The following is a 22,614-nucleotide window of genomic DNA, read 5'->3' as shown; positions in this document are numbered from 1 at the left end:
GTGCCTGCAGAGGCATGCGAATCGACCGCCTGCTGGTCTATTTACGCATTGCACGTACACGCAGTCGCGCCTCTGTCATGGTCGATGCCGGACACATGCGCCACAATGGCCGGCACATTACCCGCACCAGCGAGGAGATCCGCGTCGGAGACGTGCTTACCTTCATGCTTGGCACTCAGGTCAAGATAATCGAGGTTCTCGAGCTGCCCGAACAACGCGGCTCGCCTGAAAAGGCCCGCTCTCATTATCGGGAGCTTGACCGGAGCGGCGAAAAACCACTAGCAGCGAAAGTGCAACATAATCTGCAAGGGAATTCCGCCACATGACCTATGTCGTCACCGAGGCCTGCATCAAATGCAAATACACCGATTGCGTTGAAGTTTGCCCTGTCGATTGCTTCTATGAGGGCGAGAATATGCTCGTCATCAATCCCTCCGAATGCATCGATTGCGGCGTGTGTGAGCCGGAATGCCCCGCGGAAGCGATCCTGCCTGACACAGAAGACGGCCTCGAAAAATGGCTCGAGCTCAACACCAAGTTTTCTGCGGAATGGCCCAATATCACCAGTCAGAAAGAGCCGCCCGCTGACGCCGATGATCACAAGGGTGAAGAGGGCAAGTTTGAAAAATATTTCACTGAAGCCCCCGGCGAGGGCGACTGATTCGCGATCAGTGCCCTGGCTGCTGAAAACCTGACAATCCGGCCAGATATGCGCGTGTTTCGCACCGAATAGGTTGCGACTCGTAATTTTGTTCCAATTGTGTTACACAATTGATCAACCACGCCGGATTGGTCCCGGCGCTCGGGTGAAAATAGGAAGGCTCGGCCAACAGCAAACATCGATAGGCACCAACGCGGCGCCTGCCCCGGCAGGCCCGATCAGGTTCCTTCGACTGCCTGTTTGGATCGTGCCAGTAGAAAGGATTTTGCATGGCAAACGAGGCCCTCGCCTTTAGTGTAGGCGACTATGTTGTTTATCCCAAGCACGGTGTTGGCCGTGTTATCGAGCTTCAGAATGAAGAAATCGCCGGGATGCAGCTCGAACTCTATGTACTGCGCTTCGAGAAGGAACGCATGACCCTGCGCGTTCCTACCAACAAGGTAGAATCAATCGGCATGCGCAAGCTGTCGTCTGACACGACCTTGAAAGAGGCTATGGAAACGCTGAAAGGCAAGCCCAAGGTCAAGCGCACAATGTGGTCACGCCGCGCGCAGGAATACGAAGCGAAGATCAACTCCGGCGAGATCGTATTGATCGCTGAGGTAACACGCGATCTGTTCCGCCCCGAAGATCAGCCCGAGCAAAGTTATTCGGAGCGCCAGATCTTTGAAGCGGCCTCCAGCCGGCTCGCTCGCGAACTGGCGGCGATGGACGAAACTGACGAGCCGACTGCGCTTGAGAAAATCCTCGACGTGCTACGCACCCATGCGCCGCAATATTACGAGACAGATGAGGAAGATTGATCCGCAAGGTTCATCGACCAATCGCATATCTGGACCGACAAAGGGCTGCTCGCAAGGGTGGCCCTTTGCCGTTGTGCGGTTGAACTGTGTCCCTTCGTGTATTGCATCGGTAATACGGAATGCAGCGCGCTTAGCCGCAAGCGCGGCCAGCTTTTGCTAGACATTCGATCGAGCGCGTGTGAGACGCCCCCTCATGCGTGGTCTTTATCTTATGGCCCTAACCCTTTCCTCGTCTCTGCTTGGCGGATGCCTCGTCAAAGCGGCGGCTGATGTAGTGACGGCACCTGTCCGTGTCGCGAGCAAGGGCGTCGATCTGGCGACCACCAGCCAATCCGAAGCCGACGAAAAGCGCGGACGCGAGCTTCGCAAGGCCGAAGAAGAGCTCGGCAAGCTTAACCGGCGCTATGAAGACCGATTGGAAGATTGCCGCGACGGGAGCGAACGCGCATGTGGCGAAGCGCGTGACATCCATTCCGAAATTCAGGCGCTGCTGGAAAGTAATCCGGCGCTGGGCGAAGCTGCTGCAACGCCCGTAGGAAATTGACTACCCGGCCGGGGTGGCTGCGCGCCGCAATCGATCATTGATGGCTTCGCCAATGCCCTCATTGGGTATTTGCACTATGGCAATCCGGGGGTGCTCGCTGGCTGCAGCCTGATGCAGGCAATCATACAGCCGCGTGGCGGCTTCATCGAGATCACCCGAGGCCGAAAGCGTGCAATCGCCCGAAATTCCGCCGAACCCGATCAGGAATTCGCCTGAATCAGCGGCGTCTGCGTTCAACCGCAGCGGCTTGCCCGGCGCATAGTGGCTGGCGAGTTGGCCCGGGGCCTCAATACTCGCATCAGCCCTTTCACTGAATGTGCCATGCAGGCCATTGATCCGGATGGGTCCCGGACGCAATTCGTCTAGCGAACCATCTGCTCGCACCGCCAGAATTGTCGACTCCAAACCTGCTTCGCATACCCCCCCGTCAATCACCGCATCAATCCGCCCGTCCAGCGTTTCAAGCACATGTTGAGCGCTGGTCGGGCTGATGTATCCGCTGCGATTGGCTGACGGTGCTGCCATTGGAAAGTCGAGCACCCCCAGCAGTTCACACATCACGGGGTGCGCTGGCGCGCGCAGCGCCAATGTGGGCAGTCCAGCCGTAACAGCAGGTGCAAGTCCGCAGTCCGCGCGAATTGGCAACACCAAAGTCAGCGGGCCCGGCCAGTATGCATCTATAAGCTCGCGCGCTTTCGGATTGACCGCCGCGTAACGCCCCGCTTGCTCAGCGCCGGTCACGTGGACAATCAGCGGATTGAAGCCGGGCCGCCCCTTGGCTTGGTAAATCTTAGCCACAGCATCAGGGCTGTCTGCTCGCGCCGCCAGCCCGTAAACCGTCTCGGTGGGAACCGCTACAAGCCCGCCACGTTCCAGAATCGCAGCCGCACGCGCGATGCCTTGCGCATCGGCACGCAGCACTTCCGTAGCGTTCTTGTTACCGGCCATGCCTGCCCGCTATAGGGGGTACTGCAAATTGCCAAGAGATTCCCGAACAAAAGGAAGCAATCAACGTGACTCCTTACAAGCCCGCCACCCAGGACCAGCTGCTCGCAATCCGCGTTAATGCCGGGATCGAAGAGCTCGCCAAGACTGAACGCTTTACCTCCGCCGAGGCCGATCTGGTCGAAGCAATTGTCGAAGGTGTTGGCCAATTCGCCGCGGGCGAGTTCGCGCCGCTCAACCGGATCGGAGATCTGGAAGGGGCGAAGCTTGAGAATGGTGTGGTCCGGTTGCCCGACGGATTCAAGCAGGCCTATGACGAATATGTCGCGCAAGGCTGGAACGCGATCGCATCGCCAGAGGAATTCGGGGGCCAGGGCCTGCCCTTCACATTGGCGTGCAATGTGCTGGAAAATCTAGGTTCCGCCAATATGGCATTCAACCTGCTGCCCATGTTGAGTGTGGGAGCAATCGAAGCGATCGAGCATCACGGATCTGACGCGCAACGAGCGAAATACATGCCCGATCTCGTCAGCGGCAAGTGGTCGGGTACAATGAACCTGACCGAGCCGCAGGCAGGCAGTGATGTTGGCGCACTGCGTAGCACCGCCACCCCCATCGAAAGCGGCGAACATGCCGGAAAGTATCTGATCCAGGGCCAGAAGATCTACATCACCTGGGGTGAGCACGAACTGGCAGAGAACATTATCCATCTGGTGCTCGCGCGGCTGCCTGACGCACCCGAGGGTTCGCGCGGTATCTCGCTGTTCCTTGTGCCCAAATACCATGTGAAGGATGATGGAAGTCTCGGCCCGAAGAACGATCTGCGCTGCGTCAGCCTGGAGCACAAGCTCGGTATCAATGCCTCACCCACCTGTGTGATGAGCTATGGCGACAATGGTGAATGTATCGGCGAACTTGTCGGCGCGGAAAACCGCGGGCTGATGGCAATGTTCACAATGATGAACAATGCGCGCATCAATGTTGGCAATCAGGGTGTGCAGATCGGTGAGCGCGCGACCCAGCAAGCGATTGCATACGCGGCGGATCGCGTCCAGTCGGCACGCGCCGGATCACCCGACAAAACTCCTGTGGCGATTATCGAGCATCCAGATGTACGCCGCATGCTGCTGCGTATGAAAGCGCTGACCGAGGGGGCACGCGCACTCCTCTATTACTGTGCGGGTCAGGTCGATCGCGGGACGATCGGCGACAACGCAGCCAAGCTGCGCGCGGAAGTGCTTGTTCCTTTGGTCAAGGCATGGGGCACCGATATCGGCATCGAGGTCGCCGGAATGGGCGTGCAGGTGCACGGGGGAATGGGCTTCATCGAGGAAACCGGCGCGGCACAACACTGGCGCGATTCCAAGATTGCCCCGATATACGAAGGCACCAACGGTATTCAGGCGGCCGACCTGGTCACGCGCAAGCTGGGGCTCGAGGGGGGCGGCGTCGTGCAGTCACTTATCGCCGACATCCTCGCGGAATCGGCTGACGAGCCGCAATTGCGCGCGCTAGCGCAAGATTGCACCTCTGTCGCCAGCTGGATGAGTGAAGAGGCAAGTCTGGATGATCGCCTGGCTGGCAGCGTGCCGTTTTGTACCATGCTCTCTGTTGCGGTCGCCGGATGGCAGCTTGCAAAGCAAGCGAAAGCCGTTGCAGGCGGCGCAGCGCCAGCGCTTGCCAAGACAAAGCCCGTCACAGCCCGATTCTTCCTCGATCGCATCGTTCCGGAGGCAATGGGTCAGAGGGCCGCCGCTACAGGCGGCGCTGAATTGCTTTACAGCCTTTCAGCCGATGCCTTCGCCGTTTAAGTGTTAGTGCGTGGACAACAACCAAGCCCCCGATCATGACGCGCTGCTTCGCATTGCAAATGCGTTAGAGCGAATAGCTCCGCCTGCCCCGGCAGCTATCAATTGGCGCACAATGCCAGCCTATGTCTGGGACGGAAAGAACGCGCGCGAGCTCGAGAAGATCACTGCGCCCGATCTCGATGATCTTCGTGGAATTGACCGCCAGAAAGAGCTGGTGCTCGAGAACATCGACCGATTGGCTTGGCGCAAGGCGTCGCATGACATGCTGCTATGGGGCACGCGCGGAATGGGAAAATCCGCGCTGGTCCGATCCGCTGCACGTCGGGTGCAGGATGGTTCGTCCATGGCCCTGGGGCTTGTACAAGTCGCACCTGATGCGCTTGATTCATTGCCCGAACTGTTCAGTCGACTTGGCGGCGAAAGGCGCCAGTTCCTGATCTTTATAGATGATCTTGGTTTTGCCGAGGAAGACACTGTTGGTCCGCGCCGTTTGCGAAGCTGGCTTGAAGGCGGCGTAGAGGCAAGGCCGAGCAATTGCCGGCTCGCCGTCACATCCAATCGCCGCGCCATTCTCGCGCGTCAGGCAAGCGAGCAAAACTCCGGCTCTGACGAAAGCCCGCTCAACCGCCGCGATGCAACCGATGACAAGCTTGCTTTGGCTGATCGTTTTGGACTGACCGTGGGTTTCCATCCATGCAGCAAAGGTGCCTATATCGAGATGGTCAGCGCCTATGCCGGTCCGCTGGAGTTGAAGTTCAGCGAAGAAGAGGCGCTTGAATGGGCAATGCAGAGCGGGCAGCGGTCCGGCCGTGCCGCTTGGCAATTCGTCGTCGAACTGGCGGGTCGAGCCGGGAAGAAGCTTTAGCCCGCTCTCTTACTGAGCGGGAACTTCGCGCGCGTAATCCTCCTCATTGAAGGATGCCCGGGCATCACCCGTCAACTGGCGGCGGGGCGGTAGTGAGTCTGATTGAAGTCGCGCAATACCTGCTCCTGGCTCCGCTCCGGGTGCATGAACTCGCCAGATAATCCCGGCCGTGTCATCAGTCATCAGCAGTGATCCGTCGCCCGCCCATTCGACCCAGGTCGGTCTGCCTTTGGTGGTGCCATCCTCATTCAGAAACCCGTCCAGCACTGGAACCGGCAGACCTTCTGGATTGCCGAGTTCATCAAAGGCGACATAGACCAGATCGTATCCCGATGGTGGTTTGCGGTTCCACGAACCATGGCGCGCAATGAATGCCCCGCTTGCGAATGTCTCGCCCATCCTGTGCCCCTCTTGCGTAAACACAAGACCCAGCGCAGCCACGTGGGGGCCGAGCGCGTATTCGGGCTTGCGCGCATATTCAGCAAGATATGCTGGACGCGGAGCTTTGACACGCTCGTCGATATTGGTGCGCCAATAAACCCACGGCCAGCCGTACTGGGCGCCAATCGGCACATTGGTCAGATAGTCTGGCACCAGATCTCCTCCGAGCATGTCGCGCTCATTCACTGTGGTCCAGAGTTCGCCCGACCAGGGGCTGAACGCTAGGCCGTTAGGATTGCGCAATCCGCCGGCAAACTGGCGCTGACGATTGGTTTCGAGATTATACTCCCAAATCATGGCGCGGCCTTCTTCGACCTCCATGCCTTGCTCGCCGATATTGGATACCGAACCAACCGCGACATAAATGCGCGTGCCATCTTCGCTTAGCTCGAGGTTGCGCATCCAGTGGCCGCCACCAGGTGCCAGATCCATCAGCTTGGTCGGCTCACCGGTTACGCTATCTGCGCCCAATTCATAGTCATACGCCAGCAAAGCATTGTGGTTGGCGACATAGAGCTTACCATCATGCCACCCCATGCCCGATGGTGAGTCCAAACCATTACTTTCATTAGCAATTGTGCGCCGTATCTCCGCGATACCGTCATTATCCCCATCACGCAGCAGCACAATTTCATTGGCAGAATCTCCGGTAGCCCCTGCACGGGTCATCAACCAATCGGCGATCCAGGCCATGATGCCGCCATCTTCCTCGCTTTTGGGTGATTGCGTAAGCGTGACGAGAACGTCTCCATTCGGCAGCGCCTGAAGCACGCGCGGATGATCAAGCCCTTCGGCAAAGCGTCCAACCGCCAGACCTTCTGCTGCGTTCGGCGCGTCGCCATCATCCCATCCCACCGGTTTGGCGATCTGCACCGTAGGGACGGATTCGGGATTGGGTTCCTCCAGGGTCGGGTCGGTTCCCGCAACCGCCTCAATCGAAAGCTCGGCGGGGCTTCCGCGTGATACCCACCAGAGGGCCGCGCCGAGAAGCACAAGAATGACAAGGAGGGCGATCAGGATCTTTTTGAGAATGCTCATGGGTGTCAGGCATAAGCCCGGTCCATGCGAGCGGCAATAGGCTACATTCAACAGACATGGCACCCGGATCAGCCGCGGGCCTTGCTATTTGACCGGCTCCGCTTAGATCGCTTCCCACGATGTATGATTTCAAACCCGACGAGAACCTCGATGCCAACGAGCGGTACCGACAGCTATGTAACGCTGCGGATGCGCTAACCGCGACCGAGAGTGACCCCATTGCCAATATGGCGAATATAGCCGCCCTCATATGGGAGTTTGTGCCCGGACTGAACTGGGCTGGGTTCTATCGGGTGTTGGAGAACGATGATGGTGAAGGCGAGCTCGTCCTCGGCCCGTTTGTTGGCCGCCCCGCCTGTATCCGCATTCCGATGGGCGCCGGCGTGTGCGGGACCGCCGCGAAAACAGGCGCGACTCAGCTTGTCGAGGATGTGCACGCATTCCCCGGACATATTGCGTGTGATTCTGCCAGCCTGTCCGAAGTGGTGGTGCCGGTTGTCCGGAATGATCAAGTTGTCGCGGTTATCGATCTGGATTCCCCTGAACCAGCCAGGTTCAAGCCTGAGGATGCCGCAGGGATCGAGCAACTGGCGCGGCTGCTTGCCAACCGCATTTAACGAGAATCTCTAAATAGCTCATATTTAAGGGTTTTCTGGCACTCAAGTTGCGCGGCGCAACTTTCGATCAGTCAGCCAATGTGGCAAAGTTGCGCGGCGCGACTTGGATTACTTCAGATATCACCGCCGGTTAGCCGCTGACAGATCAGATCGAGTTGATCGAGTGTGCGGTATTTGATTGTGACTGCGCCCTTGCGCGGGTCCGCATCGGTCTTGATCCGCACAGTCAGCCCCAAGAACTCTTCCAGATGCGCCTGTACAGCTGCAATGTCCGCGTCCTTGACGGGATCGCGCGTAGTGCGTTTGGTCGATTTGCGTGCCTTGGGCGCTATGTCGCCGCGCACCAGGTCTTCAACTTCGCGCACACTCAGCTTGTCGCGAACCGCCTGTTTAGCCAGTCTCGCCGCGTCATCATGGCCGATCAATGCACGGGCATGCCCCATGGAGAGCTCACCTGCCTCTACCAGGCCCAGCACGCCCTCTGGCAAGGCAAGCAAACGCTGCAAATTTGCTACATGGCTGCGTGATTTTTCAACCATTTGCGCGATCTCAGCCTGTGTCAGACCTTCTTCATCACTCAGCCGGTGATAAGCGCGTGCTTCCTCGACCGGATTGAGATCTTCGCGCTGAATATTCTCGATCAAAGCCAACGCCATGACTTCACGTTCGTCCAGCTCGCGGACCAAGGCGGGAATCTCGTGCAAGCGCGCCTTCTGAGCGGCTCTCCAGCGACGCTCACCCGCCACGAGCTGGAAGCGCCCTCCACCTTTGGCGGTAACGATAATCGGTTGGATAACACCGCGCGCGGCAATCGAAGCCGCCAGCTCTTCAAGTGCCCCCTCATCGAAGCGCTTCCGCGGCTGACCAGGCAAAGGTTCGATCGAAGAGATCGGGATGGAGCTCAATCCATTCTTCGCATAACCTTCTGAATTAGATGGATTTTCGGAGGATTCAGTGTTTGCCGGCTGTGCCAGAGGCTCCTCGCGCTGGGCTTCCCCCATCAACGCACCAAGCCCACGCCCCAGTTTCTTCCTGCGGTCCGCAGCGCTGCGCTGCGGCACCGAAAAACGGATAGGATCGGTGGAATCGCTCACGCGGCTTTCCTTTCTTCGGGCAGGCGGCCGATCAATTCTCGCGCCAAAGCGATATAGGCGCGGCTGCCCGCACAGGCATGGTCATAGACCAAGGCTGGCAGACCGTGGCTGGGTGCCTCGGAAAGGCGCACATTTCGAGGGATGACCGTTTCAAACACCAGTTTACCCAGGCATTCACGCACATCTTCCGCCACCTGATCGGTCAGACGGTTACGGCGGTCAAACATCGTCAGTGTCACACCGACAATTCCGAGGCCAGGATTGAACCGCTGTTGAACCTGCTCAACGGTCTGCAAAAGCTGACTAAGCCCTTCTAAAGCAAAGAATTCACACTGAAGCGGGACCATCAGCGTGTTGGCGGCTGAAAGCGCGTTCAATGTCAAAAGACCAAGCGACGGAGGGCAATCGACAAAGCAGATGTCATGCCCGCGGTGATTGGCCAGTGCAGCGGAGAGACGGGACGTACGTTCGTCCATGGAGACGAGCTCAACCTCCGCACCACTCAAATCGACAGTCGCCGGAACAATGTCGAGCCCGGGAATGCTGGTTGGCACCATAGCTTCTGCCAGGGGAAGACCTTCCACCAAAACATCATAGCTCGATGCCTTGCGGGCCTCGACACCCACACCCAGCCCGGTTGAGGCATTTCCTTGGGGATCAAGGTCAATCAACAGCGTGCGCCAGCCGATTGCGGCCATAGCCGTCGCGATATTGATCGCCGTCGTGGTCTTGCCCACACCGCCCTTTTGATTGGCTATCGCAATTGTGATCATCCGCCTCGCCTGCCTTTCTGCAGTTATTTGCTTACGATGATCCCCGCTTCCTCATCGGTCAAGGACTGTTCCACGTGAAACATCCCGCGAATCTTTCGAGGCATCGCTTGAAGTTCTTGCGCCGCCGAACGCCCCTTCGGCAACAGATAGGTGGTTGCCTTTGTGGAAAAGGGTGCGGACAAGCTGAGGAGTTTTTCCAATGGCGCAAAGGCACGCGCCGAAATAACCGATGCTTTGAAGGGCTCGACAAGCTCCAAACGTCGACCCTCGACGCGGCAATTACCCAAATCAAGCTCGCGCACCATGTGTTCGAGCCATTCAACGCGGCGCGCACGGGATTCGACGAGCACAATCTTCCACTCCGGCCGCAGTGCTGCGATCACCAGGCCAGGAAAACCCGCTCCTGTGCCCAGGTCGAGCCACGGCCTGGAGGGTGTTTCACGTGGAACAAGACGCAGGAGCTGGGCACTGTCTGCTATGTGCCTGACCCACATTTGGGCCTCTGATGGCCTCGAAATGAGGTTTTGACGCTGATTCTCATTGATAAGTGCAGCGCTTAACGCTTCCAGACGCAACATTCCTGCCGCATCGGTTAAGCCTTCGACGAAAGCTCGGGCAGAAGTCTCGTCTCGCAAAACCTGTTCCATCAGGCCGCCACCTGCCTGCGCCGCGCGTGGACGAGCAATGCAGAGAGCGCCGCAGGGGTTATCCCAGGCACACGCCCGGCAGCCGCCAGATTTGGCGGTTTGGCAGCCATCAACCGCTCAACCATTTCGTTGGAAAGGCCTGGCACATCTCCGAATGGGAAGTCGCCACCGAGAGTCAAAGCCTCGCTTGCGCGCAAATCCCGCAGTTCCGCCTCTTGCCGCGCCAGATAGGGTGCATAGGTCGCATCCTCCGCCATCTCGGCGATCAGCGCATCCTCTGGATCCAGATCAGCGGTCAACCAGGTGCTCAGATCACCCAACCCAACACCATCATGCCTCAACCACTCACTAACCGGCTTGTCCCCTCCATCACGGCGGACATTGAGACCAGCGTCGCTCAGCGCTTTAGCTGGGATCATCACGTCAAAATACGGCGCCAGATCGGTTCTGCGCGCCTCGCGATCCTCAAACCACTTGCGCCGCGTATCTCCAATACAACCCGCAGTAATGCCCAGCGGCGTCAATCGCGTCGACGCATTATTAGCGCGCAACCGTAACCGGTACTCCGCACGAGCGGTCAGCATACGGTAGGGCTCTGTGACGCCATGCAGTGTCAGATCATCAACCATCACCGCAATATAGCTGTTCGCGCGATCCAGTTGCGGGGGCTCCTGGCCAAGCATACTACCCGCCGCATTCAGTCCGGCAACCAACCCCTGTGCGGCCGCTTCTTCATAGCCCGTCGTACCGTTGATCTGCCCTGCACAGTAGAGTCCGGGAATGGCCCGAAGCTGCAAGTCCGCTGTTAAAGCCCGGGGATCAATGTGGTCATATTCCACTGCATAACCAGGAACTTCCATAACGACCTTCTCCAGGCCTGGCATCGCGCGCAGCATCGTGAGTTGCACATCAACCGGCAGAGATGTGCTTATCCCGTTGGGATAAACGAGATGTGTGTCGATCCCCTCGGGTTCCAGAAAAACCTGATGGCCGTCACGGTCGCCAAACCGGTGAATCTTGTCCTCGATGGACGGGCAATAGCGTGGGCCCGCTGCGCCGATAGCACCTGTGAACATGGGCGATCTGTGCAAATTGGCCCGGATGGCATCATGCGCGGCCTCGGTCGTCCGTGTGATCGCGCAGAAAATCTGGGGGTTGGCGCGGCGTTCAACGAGCGGCGACATTGTCCAATGATCTGCATCCGACGGCTGTTCTTCCAGGCGTGCCCAATCGATGGTGCGTCCATCCAAACGCGGAGGTGTTCCGGTTTTCAGCCGAGCCATCGGCAAATCGGCGGCGCGCAACTGTCTGGCAAGCTCCTGAGCTGAGTTCTCGCCTATGCGGCCTCCTTCAAACCGCTCTTCCCCGCGAAACAGCGTACCACCAAGGAATGTCCCGGTGCAGAGAATGACTGTTGGAGCCGTGAGCACGGTTCCATCGCTCAGATTGAGACCACCAACCCGGCCACCCTGCAGCACAAGCGATGCAGCCTCGCCTTCGATCAACTCAAGCCCGGCCTGCGCCTTCACCGCGCGTTGGACTGCGGCTTTGAACAATTTGCGATCGGCCTGCACACGAGGGCCCCAAACCGCGCTACCCTTCGATCGATTGAGCATGCGATAGTGGATAGCGCCCGCATCAGCAGTGCGACCAATCACACCATCGAGCGCGTCAACTTCGCGAACCAAATGGCCTTTACCCAACCCTCCGATCGCAGGGTTGCAGCTCATCGCCCCAATCGCGTTCAAATCAAAACTCACCAGACCAACGCTCGCGCCCATACGGGCCGCCGCGCAGGCCGCCTCGACACCGGCGTGACCGCCGCCGACAACGAGTACATCATAGTTTCGCATGAGACGCCCGATACTCCGGGTATACCTCGGGGTCAAAGCCCTTTCGGCCCTAACCATCCTCGGTATGGTCGCACGACATGTTCCACGTGAAACACCTGGGCTTTGCTTCGATTATTTTCCGATGCAGAAGCGCCCAAACAGCGCGTCGAGCATATCCTCTGTTGTAGCCCGCCCGATCAAACGGTCAAAAGCGAGGCGTGCACGGCGCAAACTCTCGGCAATCAGTAGCGGATCTGTGGAGTCATGCGCTTCTAACAGAGCCCCGTGGCTATCTTGAAGAAGGTTATGCTGACGCGCGTTGAGAGCCGCCTCTCCCGGTTTGGGCAATGTATTTCGAGCGAGTTCGAGCAATCCTGACTTGAGTTCACCCACCCCCTCTCCTGTGAGAGCAGAGACCTGAAACATGGGCGCCGATTTAACCAAATGCGTTGGATTATCCACCTGGGCTTCAATCCCCCAAGCACCATTCGGCTCCTCGTGATCAGGCCCCAACCACAACACCAAATCGGCACTTTTCAGCTGGCTGCGCGCACGGTCGATGCCAATTGCTTCGATTGCATCGTCACCACCATCATGAAGGCCCGCAGTGTCCACAAAGGTAAAGGGTACACCGCTGATCGCCACAGACCGTTCAATCACATCACGCGTTGTGCCCGCAATCGGCGAGGTTATAGCGGCCTCACTCTCAACCAACGCGTTGAAAAGAGTGGATTTCCCTGTATTTGGCGGCCCCGCTAACACAACACGAAACCCCTCACTCAACCGCTCAGAACGTGGACGCTGCAGAAAATCATCCAATTGATCGGAAAGCAGCTGTACGCGCGCGGAAAAATCATCTGCAAGGCCGCCTACATCAGCCTCGTCGGAAAAATCGAGCGCAGCCTCGACTTCAGCCGCCAAACGCAGGAGCGCATCGCGCCATTCTTCAACCTGCCGCGACAACCCTCCTCCTGCCATTGCCATAGCTGCGCTGCGCTGGAGCTCGGTTTCCGCGCTTAGCAGATCAGCCAGGCCCTCCGCCTCGGCCAAATCTATCCGTCCGTTTGCAAAAGCGCGGCGAGTGAACTCTCCAGGTTCAGCCTTACGAAGACCTTTGAAGGAGGAAAGCTCGCTCTCAATTGCAGCAACTACTGCGCGCCCGCCATGACAATGCAATTCCAGCAGATCTTCGCCGGTGGCTGTTTTTGGACCCGGAAACCACAATACCAAGGCCTCATCCAACACAGTGCCATCCACAGCGTGCAACCTCGCCAAACTTGCCTTGCGCGCCGGGATGTCGCGACCCACCATCGATTCAAGGGTGGTTCCGGCTGCAGGGCCGCTGATGCGGATTACGCCGATTGCGGCCGGCGGCGCACCGCTAGACAATGCAAAAATTGTGTCAGTCATTTGCGGCTGCACCGATCCTAGTCGTCGCTAGGTTTCTTTCTGTCACCCGCAGAGCCCATTCCGCCGCTCATGAAATTCTGGAACATCTGCATCCCCATCTGCCCCATCGGCGCAAGGTGCTTGGCAAAATCCTGCAATTGGTCTGGGCTCGAGACACCCTTCATCGCCTTCGTCAGGCTGTCGACATAGACGCTGTTTGCCTCCGACACATCGGGCAGACCCATGAATGCCCGCGCCTCCTCGGGTGTGCAGTCGATCTCGATATTGACCTTCATCGCGATTCCTCCTTTGCCTCGCGCTTATCAGGCGAGCATCCTCTCAAATTTGGGTTTGGCAAACCCGCTTGCCAAGCGATAAGCCGCTTTCACCAAGAATCAAAGGAGCAGCGCCCAAATGTCCGATATGGCTACAATTTCCACTCTTGCCGGCGATGCAGATTTCAACGCCTATGTCGCGCGTCCTGAAGGCACAGCTAAAGCAGCGATTATTGTGATCCAGGAGATATTTGGCGTGAACCAGGGCATTCGTCGCAAATGCGATAGCTGGGCTGCGGAAGGATATCTGGCGGTTGCACCTGATCTGTTCTTTCGTATGAAGCCCGGACTCGAACTCGACCCTGACGTTGAGACGGAGTTTAACGAAGCTCTTGATTATTTTGGAAAATATAATCCGGACGATGGCGTCAAGGACATCGAGGCAACAATACATTGGATCCGTAGAGATGCCGGCGTGAACAAGGTTGGTTGTGTGGGGTACTGCCTTGGAGGGAAGCTTGCCTACATGACCGCCGCACGGACGGACATTGATGCTTCTGTCGGCTACTACGGTGTGATGATCGACCAGATGCTGGGTGAAAAACACGCAATAGCCAACCCATTGCTATTACACATTCCAACCGCTGACCATTTCGTTGGCCCCGAAGCGCAGGCCGCAATGCACGCAGGTCTTGATGACCATCCACGCGTGACCTTGTACGACTATGAAGGGTTGGACCACGGTTTCGCAACCGAGAGTGGAAACCGGCGAGATGAACTAGGCGCTCAGCTGGCTGATGGCCGCACCAAAGCATTTTTTGCAGAGCATCTGTCATGAGCCCGGCTGCCAAAGGCCTCAAACGCTGGCATGAAGTGATCGAAGGTGGAAGTGAACCAGCCGCCCTAACAAACGTCATGCGCGAAGACGCTGTGTTTCACTCTCCGGTTGTACACACACCGCAAAAAGGGCGCCCGATCGTCGTTGCCTATCTAACCGCCGCCGGACAAACGCTCGGCAATGACAGTTTTCAATATCTGCGCGAAGTTGTGGACGGGAACACCGCGGTGCTCGAATTCCAGACAGAGATGGACGGTATTCAGGTCAACGGCATCGACATGATAACCTTTGACGACGAGGGTTTGATCACCGATTTCAAGGTAATGGTGCGCCCACTGAAAGCGGTGAACAAGGTCTGGGAAATGATGGGCGCGCAGTTGGAGCTTATGAAGGCGGGTTAACGAGCTCTCGCTGCTGAAAACCCGCCCTGAATCTGCTAGAAATTACTGGTTCATGGTTTCGAAGAAGTCTTCGTTGGTCTTCGAATCCTTCATTTTGTCGAGCAGGAATTCCATCGCGTCGACTGTTCCCATCTGCATGAGAATACGGCGCAGGACCCACATCTTCGAGAGGTTGTCCTTGTCGACCAGCAGCTCTTCCTTGCGGGTGCCGGACTTGCCGACATCGAGCGCCGGAAAGATGCGCTTGTCAGCAACCTTGCGATCAAGCACGATTTCCGAGTTACCGGTGCCCTTGAATTCTTCGAAGATTACTTCGTCCATGCGGCTGCCGGTATCGATCAGCGCGGTTGCGATGATGGACAGCGATCCACCTTCTTCGATGTTACGCGCAGCGCCGAAGAAACGTTTCGGGCGCTGCAATGCGTTGGCATCCACACCACCGGTCAGAACCTTGCCTGAGCTTGGAACCACCGTGTTGTAGGCACGGCCCAGACGTGTGATCGAATCGAGCAGGATGACAACATCGTGCTTGTGCTCAACCAGCCGTTTCGCCTTCTCGATCACCATTTCAGCGACCTGGACGTGGCGATTGGCAGGCTCGTCAAAGGTAGAGGAGATCACCTCGCCCTTAACGCTGCGCTGCATGTCCGTAACTTCCTCGGGTCGCTCATCAACCAGCAAAACCAGCAGGAAAACCTCGGGGTGGTTGTCCGTGATCGCCTTTGCGATGTTCTGCAGCAGCACCGTTTTACCCGTACGTGGCGGCGCCACGATCAATGCACGCTGGCCCTTGCCCTGGGGCGCGATAATATCGATCACTCGTGCAGACTTGTCTTTGACTGTCGGGTCAACCTGATCGAGGTTGAGCTTCTTGTCGGGATAGAGCGGAGTAAGGTTGTCGAAATTGGTGCGCATGCGCACTGCGTCCGGCGTGTCAAAGTTGACGGTAGTCAGACTTGTCAGCGCGAAATAGCGTTCGCCTTCTCTGGGTGCGCGAATTTCACCTTCGACAGTGTCCCCGGTGCGCAAACCCCATTTGCGTATTTGGTTAGGCGAGACATAGATATCGTCCGGCCCAGCTAGATAGTTTGCCTCGGGCGAGCGCAAAAATCCAAAGCCATCTTGCAGCACTTCGATCGTGCCGATGCCCATGATTTTTTCTTCGTATTCGTCATCTTCAGCAAGCTCGCGCAGGATGCTGAACAGCAGATCCTGACGGCGCATAGTGCTTGCGCTTTCAACGCCCAATTCTTCCGCCATCGCGACCAATTCGGCCGGGGTTTTTTCTTTCAAGTCTTTAAGATGCATTTCGATTCTTGTCCGTGTTGGAAAATGTTGGCCGACAGGTCAGTGCCTCGTTTGGGTCCGGAGGCGTTTGGGCTTGGAGAAAGCAGACCTTGGCGTCGCTTGAACGCGATGCCTTGATGCCGGTTAGATGAGTTCGGGATAGAATTGCGCCACGCTATCGTCAATCAGGAATTGTTACCGATTTTACATAGCACGAAAAACCACCACTAGAATTACGATGATAACCAGCAGCAGCCCTGGCAACTCGCCAATCATGCGAAGCTGCTTTTCGCTCAAAGGTCGCTGACCCTTGGCAACCTTCTTCGTCTGCGCGATCAAATACCCGTGAAAGCCCGTCAGAAGGACAACAAAGAGGATTTTGGCGTGTAACCACCCTAATCCGGGTAAACCGTTAAACAAGCCCAGCTGGACGCTCATAAGCAGCCCAAACGCCCAAGCAATGATCATACTCGGCGTCAGGATTATCTTGCGTAGCAGGTCCATACGTTTGACCCATAGCGCTTCTTCCTCTGATCCCGGCGCTGAAGGATGCACATAGATCAGCTGGCGCGGGAGCATGAACAGGCCAGCCATCCAGAACACCACGAAGATGATATGGCCGGCCTTGAGCCAAAGGTAAGTCACAGCAATGATGTCCTGCATCGCATGGATATGTAGGTATCCCTCATCGGTCCGTCACCCCCGCATTTGGTTCAAGCGCCGCGAACCGCGGCAACCAACTGCTCAACATGCTCGATCGGTGTAAACTGGCCGATGCCATGACCCAGATTGAAGATATGCGGGCGGTCAGCAAAGGTATCGATGATGAATTCGATCCGATCGGTCATCGCTTTGCCGCCTGCCATCAGCATCAAGGGATCAAGATTGCCTTGCACCGGCATGCCTTGTGGAACTTCCCTGTTTGCCCAGACCGGATCAACCGTTTCATCCAGACCCAGCGCGTCGACACCGGTTTCCTTGGCATATTGCGCCAGCTTTGCACCGGCGCCTTTTGGAAAACCGATAATCGGCGCGTCAGGATGCGATTGTTTGATTGCTGCGGTGATTGTCGCATTGGGCGCAATTACCCAGCGTTCGAACTGGTCAGGCGCCAGACTGCCAGCCCAGCTATCAAACAATTGCACTGCTTCAGCGCCTGCATCGATTTGACCACGCAGATAGCCGATGGTGACATCTACTATCGCATCAATGATCGACTGGAAACGGGCCGGATCCGTGTAAGCCAGCTCGCGCGTCGCGTGCTGATCGCGGCTGCCTTCGCCATTCACCATGTAAGTCGCGACCGTCCACGGACTTCCCGCGAAGCCCAGCATGGTCACATCATCACCGATCATCGCGCGACACTTGCATACCGTCTCGTAAATTGCCTCGAAACGCTCGGGTTGCGCCGTGAAACTCTCAAGCTTTGCATCAAGCAAGCGCGGCGAAAGTTTGGGTCCTTCGCCAGCCAGAAACTCCAGCCCTTGGCCCATCGCATGTGGCACAATCAGGATATCGGAGAACAGGATTGCACCATCAAACCCAAACCGGCGCAATGGTTGGATCGTGATTTCCGCAGCCGCATCGCTGTCATACACCAGATCGAGAAAACCGCCTTTCTCCGCTCTCAATTCGCGATACTCAGGAAGGTAGCGCCCAGCCTGGCGCATCAGCCACATAGGTGGTCGGGAAGCCTTATGACCGCGTAAAGTATCGAGAAGCAAACCAGGCATAGGTCTAAGTCCAATCAACTATAATTATATTATATATAAAGATTGTAGAATCTGTTGGCCCTGTGAATATCGGGAACAAGTGACTCCTGCCCAATTTCTCCCGTTATTGCAAAGGTTGTGATTGACCTCGACTCGCGACTCTGCGGGAGTCGAGTCAAACTTTTGCTTGCTATCAACAGGCTGGGGACAGCTCTAGCTAGATGTTTACAGACCCCTTGGTGAAACACTTGATGGCGGGCATGGATTGGCTCCACGAACTTGTCCTCAGACTTCTCCCGTGGTTTATGCCGGTTTTCGTCCACAGAGCTCTAATCGACAGAGATCGTATTCAACCGGAATAGCAAACATGCACCTACATCTTGTCTCTGACTCGACCGGTGAAACACTGGAGATGATCGCCAAGGCGGCATTGGCGCAATTCGACACTCCCGAGGTTGTTCATCATTTCTGGCCGATGGTGCGCTCGCGCCAGCACCTGGACCGGATTGTGCCTTCGCTGGTGGATAGCCCCGGTCTGGTCCTGTTCACCCTGGTCAATCCAGACACACGAGCGCGTCTGGAGGAGCACTGTCGCCAGATCGGTCTGCCCGCCGTGCCCGTGTTGGATTCGGTAACCGCCGCACTCGAGGTGCAGCTGGGTGAAGAGGCGCATGGCAGGCCTGGCCGCCAACACCTGATGGACGAAGCTTATTTCGGCCGTGTCGATGCAATTCACTATACGATTGCCCATGACGACGGGATTGGCTGGGAAGATTGGGAAGAAGCGGACATTGTTCTGGCTGGTGTATCGCGCAGCTCGAAAACGCCAACAAGCATCTACCTTGCCAATCGCGGGTATAAGGTTGCGAACATCCCCTTGGTAATTGAATCGCCGCCGCCAAAGGTTTTGTTCGGGCTTCGTCACCCCATGGTGGTGGGTTTGACGACCGCTCCGGAACGGCTGGTCCAGGTGCGTCGCAACCGGCTCTTGTCACTCAACGAAGCAACAGAGACATCCTATGTCGATGATGAGCGGGTGCGCGAAGAGGTGCAGTTTGCGCGGCGGATGTTTGCCGACAATGGTTGGCCCGTGATTGATGTAACCCGGCGTTCGATTGAGGAGACAGCAGCGGCGGTGATCCGGTTCATGCAAGAGCGGAAAGACGAAGCGGCAGCGCCGGATGAAAGTGGTGAAGGCGCGATATGATCATCCTGGCCTCCAAAAGTGCGTCACGGCGGGCGATGCTGGATGCAGCAGGGGTCATGTATGAAGCCATGCCGGCACATATAGATGAGCGCGCCGTCGAAGCGGCGCTTTCCGGCTGTTCCCCGGAGGAGATTGCCGAGGCTCTGAGTGTTGCAAAGGCCCAAGCTGTGGCGGCAGACAATGCCGCACGGCTGGTGTTGGGCAGTGATAGCCTGGTCGTGTGCGACGGGCAGCGCTTCGACAAGCCGCAAAGTCGCGAACAGGCAGCCGAGCATCTGCGTTTCTTCTCAGGTAAGGTCATGGAGCTACATAGCGGCGCTGCGATCGTGCGCGATGATACGTGTGAATGGAGCACTACATCTCTGGCCGAGCTTCATGTGCGCGAATTAAGCGAGCAATTTATCGAGCAATATCTCGATGCTGAATGGCCAGAGATCGGCTATTGCGCAGGCGCTTTCCGGATTGAAGCCATGGGCCCGCAATTGTTTGAACGGATCCACGGTGATCAATTCACGGTACTCGGAATGCCGCTGCTGGGTGTACTTGGCGCACTGCGCGACCTGGGTGGGTTGGTTTCATGATCAAGCCCTATGCTGAAGTCATTGGCGACCCAATCGCTCATTCAAAGTCTCCTGCAATCCACAATTTCTGGCTCGAAAAATTGGGGGCTGCACCGACCTATCGTGCCCAGCATGTGTTGAGCGATAAACTTGGCGATTACATCAAATCGCGCCGCAGTGACCCTGAATGGCGGGGTTGCAACATTACGATGCCACATAAACAGGCTGCGATTGATCTGGCTGACCGGCTGGACCCGGTCGCTACACAAATCGGAGCAATCAACACTCTGGTTCGTGAAGGTGACCAGCTCATCGGTTACAACACCGATGCGGTCGGATTCCTTGAACCGCTCCGTGGCGAATTATCGCAAGAACACTATTTTCGGATGGCTCGTGTTCTGGGCACAGGTGGTGCGGCTCGGGCCATTGTTGCCGGCCTTGCCGGACAAGGCTTCACGATAGTTCTTGCAGGACGCAACTCCGACAAGGCAAGGTCTATTCTCGAAGAGGTTGCTCCAAAGGGCCAGCATCACGCAGTACATCTCGATCATTTTGCAGAGCCGACCGACTTTGCCTTCGATGATCGTGATGGGTGCCTGGATCTGGTGGTCAACGCGTCGGCACTGGGTATGCGCGGGCAATCCGAACTCGCATTTGATTGGAGCCACGCACCACCAGGTGCGATTGCCTATGATATCGTGACCGATCCGCTCGATACTGCACTCCTGAGGAACGCCCGCGCCGCCGGACATCAAACATTGGACGGTCTCAATATGCTAATCGGGCAGGCAGCGGCTGCATTCGAGAAGTTCTTCGGGCAAGCCGCGCCGCGCGAGCACGATGCGCAGCTTCGGGAGCTTCTAACGCGATGACAAAGCCTCTCATCATAGGTCTTACCGGCTCGATCGGAATGGGTAAATCGACAGTCGCAGAAATGTTCGAGCGACACGGTGTGCCTGTGTTTGACGCCGATAAAGAAGTCCGTTCCATGCAGGGTTCGGGTGGCGAGTTGCTCGAGGCCATCGAAGCTGCTTTTCCCAGATCAACCGGTCCCAAGGGGGTTAAGCGTGACACCCTTGGTCAGCTAGTTTTTGGGGACCCAGATGCCCTCTCCCGGCTGGAGGCGATCGTCCATCCTGCTGTCGCGGCCAAACGCATAGAGTTCATGATCGAACACGGCGGTGCGCCGATGGTGGTCTTCGACATTCCCTTGCTGTTCGAAAAGGGCGGCCATGAAAGCGTGGATACGATTGTTGTTGTGTCGGCGCCGGCCGAAATCCAGCGAAAGCGAGTGCTTGGCCGTGAAGGGATGACGCTTGAGAAGTTCGCGCATATTCTTTCACTGCAAACCCCTGATATAGAGAAGCGCGAGCGCGCTGACCATGTGATCGATACTGGCGTTACTCTGGCTGAAACTGAAGCTGCGGTTACCGATCTGATCGCACAATTGAGTGCGGAGAGATAAAGCTCTGCCCGTGTTCCGGAATCGCTTGCCAAATCAGAATGCGAGTCCGATAGTAACACCAATGCGGGAAATTGTTTTCGACACAGAGACCACCGGCCTGGACCCTGATTCGGGTGACCGGATGGTTGAAATGGGATGTGTAGAAATAATCAACCGGGTGCCGACCGGGGCCACCTACCACGCCTATTACAATCCCGAACGCGATATGCCTGCTGCCGCTGAAGCGGTGCACGGATTGTCGATTTCCTTCCTCGAAACAAAACCGCTTTTCTCTGCGCAGATCGATGAACTGATCGCGTTTTTGGGGGATGCACCGCTGGTTGCGCACAATGCGGGCTTTGATTTTGGCTTTCTTAATAACGAGCTGAAGCTCATCGGTCGCGAACCTATCAACATGGACCGAATGGTCGACACCGTTGCCATCGCGCGCAAACGCCACCCGGGCGCAAAAGTATCACTTGATGCCCTGTGTACGCGTTATGGCGTTGATCGCAGCCACCGCGTGAAGCACGGCGCGCTGCTTGACGCTGAATTGCTGGCTCAGGTTTACGTAGAGCTGATGGGTGGGCGCCAGATCGGTTTGGAACTGGCGGCTGACAGCCAGTGTGATCGTGTCGCCGCACTAGATTCAACCCGCCCGACCAAAGCATCTGGACCGCGGCGCGAGGCCAGGCCGCATGCGGCGAGTGATGCCGAGGTTGCACGCCACAAGAAGTTTCTCGAACGGATCGAAAAACCGATCTGGTTGAATTGAGTACCGGGGGTTATGTCCCCTACCAATCTTGAGGAGATCCCACATATGGATATTCGCGTATCGGGCCATCAGATCGAAACCGGCGATGCCTTGCGGGAGCATGTGGACAGCCGGCTGGGCGGGATAGTCGAGAAGTACTTTGACCGTGCTATCTCTTCGCATGTCACCTTTGGCAAAGCGCCTGCTGGCATGTTCGCATGCGATATTGTCACGCACGTTATGCAGGGCCTGATTCTAAAAGCACATGCCGATGCAGCTGATGCACATCAGGCTCTGGACGCGGCGTCTGCCAAGATCGACAAACAATTGCGCCGTTACAAAAGGCGCTTGAATGACCGCCATGAGCAAGCCGATTTCGCCCGTGCCGAACAAGCCGCAGCCTATACGTTCGAAGAGGCTGGCTACACCATCTTTGCCAGTGACGAGGGTGAGGAGGAGCTCCTTCATCATGCTCCACCGATCATTGCAGAGACGAGTGTTGATATTCCCGAGGCCAGTGCAGCTGATGCTGTCATGATGCTCGACTTGCGAGACACCAACGCGCTATTCTTCAAAAATGCTGGAACCGGGCGTCACAATATGGTTTATCGCCGATCCGACGGTTCGATCGGGTGGGTTGAGCCGCGCTAAGGGGTGAACCGCTAGTTTACAGCGG

26 protein-coding genes are annotated in these 22,614 nt (G+C 57.1%); 15 read left to right on the top strand and 11 right to left on the bottom strand.

All coding sequences use genetic code 11. From position 1 onward, the window contains the following. Positions 1 to 14 precede the first annotated feature (14 nt). From QQX03_RS01935 to QQX03_RS01920, 4 genes are all read left to right on the top strand, one after another. Positions 15 to 326 carry a S4 domain-containing protein gene (locus QQX03_RS01935; RefSeq protein WP_285976201.1) on the top strand — a complete coding sequence of 104 codons (312 nt, stop codon included), beginning with the start codon at positions 15 to 17 and terminating at the stop codon, positions 324 to 326. After that, complete coding sequence (fdxA, locus tag QQX03_RS01930) at positions 323 to 661, top strand: ferredoxin FdxA (protein WP_285976200.1); 339 nt, start codon at positions 323 to 325, stop codon at positions 659 to 661. Before QQX03_RS01935 ends, fdxA begins: the two co-directional genes overlap by 4 nt. 269 nt (positions 662 to 930) lie before the next feature. After that, on the top strand, positions 931 to 1,464 hold the full coding sequence (locus QQX03_RS01925; protein ID WP_285976199.1) for a CarD family transcriptional regulator: 534 nt from the start codon (positions 931 to 933) through the stop codon (positions 1,462 to 1,464). Between the two features lie 193 nt (positions 1,465 to 1,657). Continuing rightward, complete coding sequence (locus QQX03_RS01920) at positions 1,658 to 2,008, top strand: hypothetical protein (protein ID WP_285976198.1); 351 nt, start codon at positions 1,658 to 1,660, stop codon at positions 2,006 to 2,008. Here the strand turns inward: QQX03_RS01920 and QQX03_RS01915 are convergent, their stop codons facing one another. Continuing rightward, positions 2,009 to 2,956 carry an L-threonylcarbamoyladenylate synthase gene (locus QQX03_RS01915; RefSeq protein WP_285976197.1) on the bottom strand — a complete coding sequence of 316 codons (948 nt, stop codon included), beginning with the start codon at positions 2,954 to 2,956 and terminating at the stop codon, positions 2,009 to 2,011. It abuts the gene before it with no gap. Positions 2,957 to 3,021: 65 nt separating this feature from the next. Between QQX03_RS01915 and QQX03_RS01910 the strand changes: the two genes are divergently transcribed. Both QQX03_RS01910 and QQX03_RS01905 read left to right on the top strand, forming a co-directional pair. Then, the gene (locus QQX03_RS01910; protein WP_285976196.1) at positions 3,022 to 4,764 is read left to right on the top strand and encodes an acyl-CoA dehydrogenase family protein; all 1,743 of its coding nucleotides are present in this window, start codon (positions 3,022 to 3,024) and stop codon (positions 4,762 to 4,764) included. Positions 4,765 to 4,774: 10 nt separating this feature from the next. Further along, a complete protein-coding gene (locus QQX03_RS01905; protein WP_285976195.1) occupies positions 4,775 to 5,629 on the top strand; it encodes a DUF815 domain-containing protein in 855 nt (284 codons plus the stop codon). A 9-nt stretch (positions 5,630 to 5,638) separates the two neighbouring features. On the opposite strand, the gene QQX03_RS01900 is transcribed toward QQX03_RS01905, so the two are convergent. Continuing rightward, positions 5,639 to 7,108 carry a PQQ-dependent sugar dehydrogenase gene (locus QQX03_RS01900; protein ID WP_285976194.1) on the bottom strand — a complete coding sequence of 490 codons (1,470 nt, stop codon included), beginning with the start codon at positions 7,106 to 7,108 and terminating at the stop codon, positions 5,639 to 5,641. A gap of 119 nt (positions 7,109 to 7,227) precedes the next feature. Between QQX03_RS01900 and QQX03_RS01895 the strand changes: the two genes are divergently transcribed. Then, entirely contained in the window at positions 7,228 to 7,725 is a 498-nt protein-coding gene (locus QQX03_RS01895; protein WP_285976193.1) for a GAF domain-containing protein, read from the top strand. A gap of 113 nt (positions 7,726 to 7,838) precedes the next feature. Here QQX03_RS01895 and QQX03_RS01890 read toward each other — a convergent pair whose 3' ends face one another. From QQX03_RS01890 to QQX03_RS01865, 6 genes are all read right to left on the bottom strand, one after another. Then, positions 7,839 to 8,819: a ParB/RepB/Spo0J family partition protein gene (locus tag QQX03_RS01890; protein ID WP_432762833.1), complete on the bottom strand. Its 981-nt coding sequence runs from the start codon at positions 8,817 to 8,819 to the stop codon at positions 7,839 to 7,841. After that, complete coding sequence (locus tag QQX03_RS01885; protein ID WP_285976192.1) at positions 8,816 to 9,592, bottom strand: ParA family protein; 777 nt, start codon at positions 9,590 to 9,592, stop codon at positions 8,816 to 8,818. Before QQX03_RS01885 ends, QQX03_RS01890 begins: the two co-directional genes overlap by 4 nt. A gap of 23 nt (positions 9,593 to 9,615) precedes the next feature. Next, complete coding sequence (rsmG, locus tag QQX03_RS01880; RefSeq protein ID WP_285976191.1) at positions 9,616 to 10,239, bottom strand: 16S rRNA (guanine(527)-N(7))-methyltransferase RsmG; 624 nt, start codon at positions 10,237 to 10,239, stop codon at positions 9,616 to 9,618. Further along, on the bottom strand, positions 10,239 to 12,092 hold the full coding sequence (gene mnmG / locus QQX03_RS01875; RefSeq protein ID WP_285976190.1) for a tRNA uridine-5-carboxymethylaminomethyl(34) synthesis enzyme MnmG: 1,854 nt from the start codon (positions 12,090 to 12,092) through the stop codon (positions 10,239 to 10,241). Before mnmG ends, rsmG begins: the two co-directional genes overlap by 1 nt. Before the next feature lie 111 nt (positions 12,093 to 12,203). Beyond that, positions 12,204 to 13,481 carry a tRNA uridine-5-carboxymethylaminomethyl(34) synthesis GTPase MnmE gene (gene mnmE / locus QQX03_RS01870; protein WP_285976189.1) on the bottom strand — a complete coding sequence of 426 codons (1,278 nt, stop codon included), beginning with the start codon at positions 13,479 to 13,481 and terminating at the stop codon, positions 12,204 to 12,206. A gap of 17 nt (positions 13,482 to 13,498) precedes the next feature. Then, positions 13,499 to 13,756, bottom strand: coding sequence for a DUF6489 family protein (locus tag QQX03_RS01865; RefSeq protein WP_285976188.1), 258 nt, complete (start codon positions 13,754 to 13,756; stop codon positions 13,499 to 13,501). Positions 13,757 to 13,874: 118 nt separating this feature from the next. Here QQX03_RS01865 and QQX03_RS01860 point away from each other — a divergent pair, with 118 nt between their 5' ends. Beyond that, a complete protein-coding gene (locus QQX03_RS01860; RefSeq protein ID WP_285976187.1) occupies positions 13,875 to 14,573 on the top strand; it encodes a dienelactone hydrolase family protein in 699 nt (232 codons plus the stop codon). Beyond that, entirely contained in the window at positions 14,570 to 14,974 is a 405-nt protein-coding gene (locus QQX03_RS01855) for a nuclear transport factor 2 family protein (protein WP_285976186.1), read from the top strand. The genes QQX03_RS01860 and QQX03_RS01855 overlap by 4 nt, the downstream gene beginning before the upstream one ends. A gap of 42 nt (positions 14,975 to 15,016) precedes the next feature. Here the strand turns inward: QQX03_RS01855 and rho are convergent, their stop codons facing one another. The 3 genes from rho to hemE all read right to left on the bottom strand — a co-directional run bounded on the left by rho (position 15,017) and on the right by hemE (position 17,994). Then, positions 15,017 to 16,282, bottom strand: coding sequence for a transcription termination factor Rho (gene rho / locus QQX03_RS01850; RefSeq protein ID WP_285976185.1), 1,266 nt, complete (start codon positions 16,280 to 16,282; stop codon positions 15,017 to 15,019). A 183-nt stretch (positions 16,283 to 16,465) separates the two neighbouring features. Next, positions 16,466 to 16,924: a CopD family protein gene (locus QQX03_RS01845; protein ID WP_285976184.1), complete on the bottom strand. Its 459-nt coding sequence runs from the start codon at positions 16,922 to 16,924 to the stop codon at positions 16,466 to 16,468. 50 nt (positions 16,925 to 16,974) lie between these two features. After that, complete coding sequence (hemE, locus tag QQX03_RS01840; RefSeq protein ID WP_285976183.1) at positions 16,975 to 17,994, bottom strand: uroporphyrinogen decarboxylase; 1,020 nt, start codon at positions 17,992 to 17,994, stop codon at positions 16,975 to 16,977. Between the two features lie 337 nt (positions 17,995 to 18,331). On the opposite strand from hemE, the gene QQX03_RS01835 reads away from it, so the two are divergent. The 6 genes from QQX03_RS01835 to hpf all read left to right on the top strand — a co-directional run bounded on the left by QQX03_RS01835 (position 18,332) and on the right by hpf (position 22,589). Beyond that, complete coding sequence (locus QQX03_RS01835) at positions 18,332 to 19,180, top strand: pyruvate, water dikinase regulatory protein (protein WP_285976934.1); 849 nt, start codon at positions 18,332 to 18,334, stop codon at positions 19,178 to 19,180. Continuing rightward, the gene (locus QQX03_RS01830) at positions 19,177 to 19,761 is read left to right on the top strand and encodes a Maf family protein (RefSeq protein WP_285976182.1); all 585 of its coding nucleotides are present in this window, start codon (positions 19,177 to 19,179) and stop codon (positions 19,759 to 19,761) included. Before QQX03_RS01835 ends, QQX03_RS01830 begins: the two co-directional genes overlap by 4 nt. Beyond that, positions 19,758 to 20,612, top strand: a complete 855-nt coding sequence (gene aroE, locus QQX03_RS01825) for a shikimate dehydrogenase (RefSeq protein ID WP_285976181.1) — start codon at positions 19,758 to 19,760, stop codon at positions 20,610 to 20,612. The genes QQX03_RS01830 and aroE overlap by 4 nt, the downstream gene beginning before the upstream one ends. Then, complete coding sequence (gene coaE, locus QQX03_RS01820) at positions 20,609 to 21,205, top strand: dephospho-CoA kinase (RefSeq protein ID WP_285976180.1); 597 nt, start codon at positions 20,609 to 20,611, stop codon at positions 21,203 to 21,205. The genes aroE and coaE overlap by 4 nt, the downstream gene beginning before the upstream one ends. A 61-nt stretch (positions 21,206 to 21,266) precedes the next feature. Further along, positions 21,267 to 21,959 carry a DNA polymerase III subunit epsilon gene (gene dnaQ, locus QQX03_RS01815; protein ID WP_285976179.1) on the top strand — a complete coding sequence of 231 codons (693 nt, stop codon included), beginning with the start codon at positions 21,267 to 21,269 and terminating at the stop codon, positions 21,957 to 21,959. A 45-nt stretch (positions 21,960 to 22,004) separates the two neighbouring features. After that, positions 22,005 to 22,589 (top strand): ribosome hibernation-promoting factor, HPF/YfiA family, encoded by a 585-nt coding sequence (gene hpf / locus QQX03_RS01810; RefSeq protein WP_285976178.1) that lies wholly within the window; start codon positions 22,005 to 22,007, stop codon positions 22,587 to 22,589. Positions 22,590 to 22,614: the final 25 nt, after the last annotated feature.

The organism is Altererythrobacter rubellus, assembly GCF_030284385.1.
GTDB lineage: Bacteria > Pseudomonadota > Alphaproteobacteria > Sphingomonadales > Sphingomonadaceae > Erythrobacter > Erythrobacter rubellus.
This window is presented reverse-complemented; position numbering and strand designations above follow the sequence as displayed.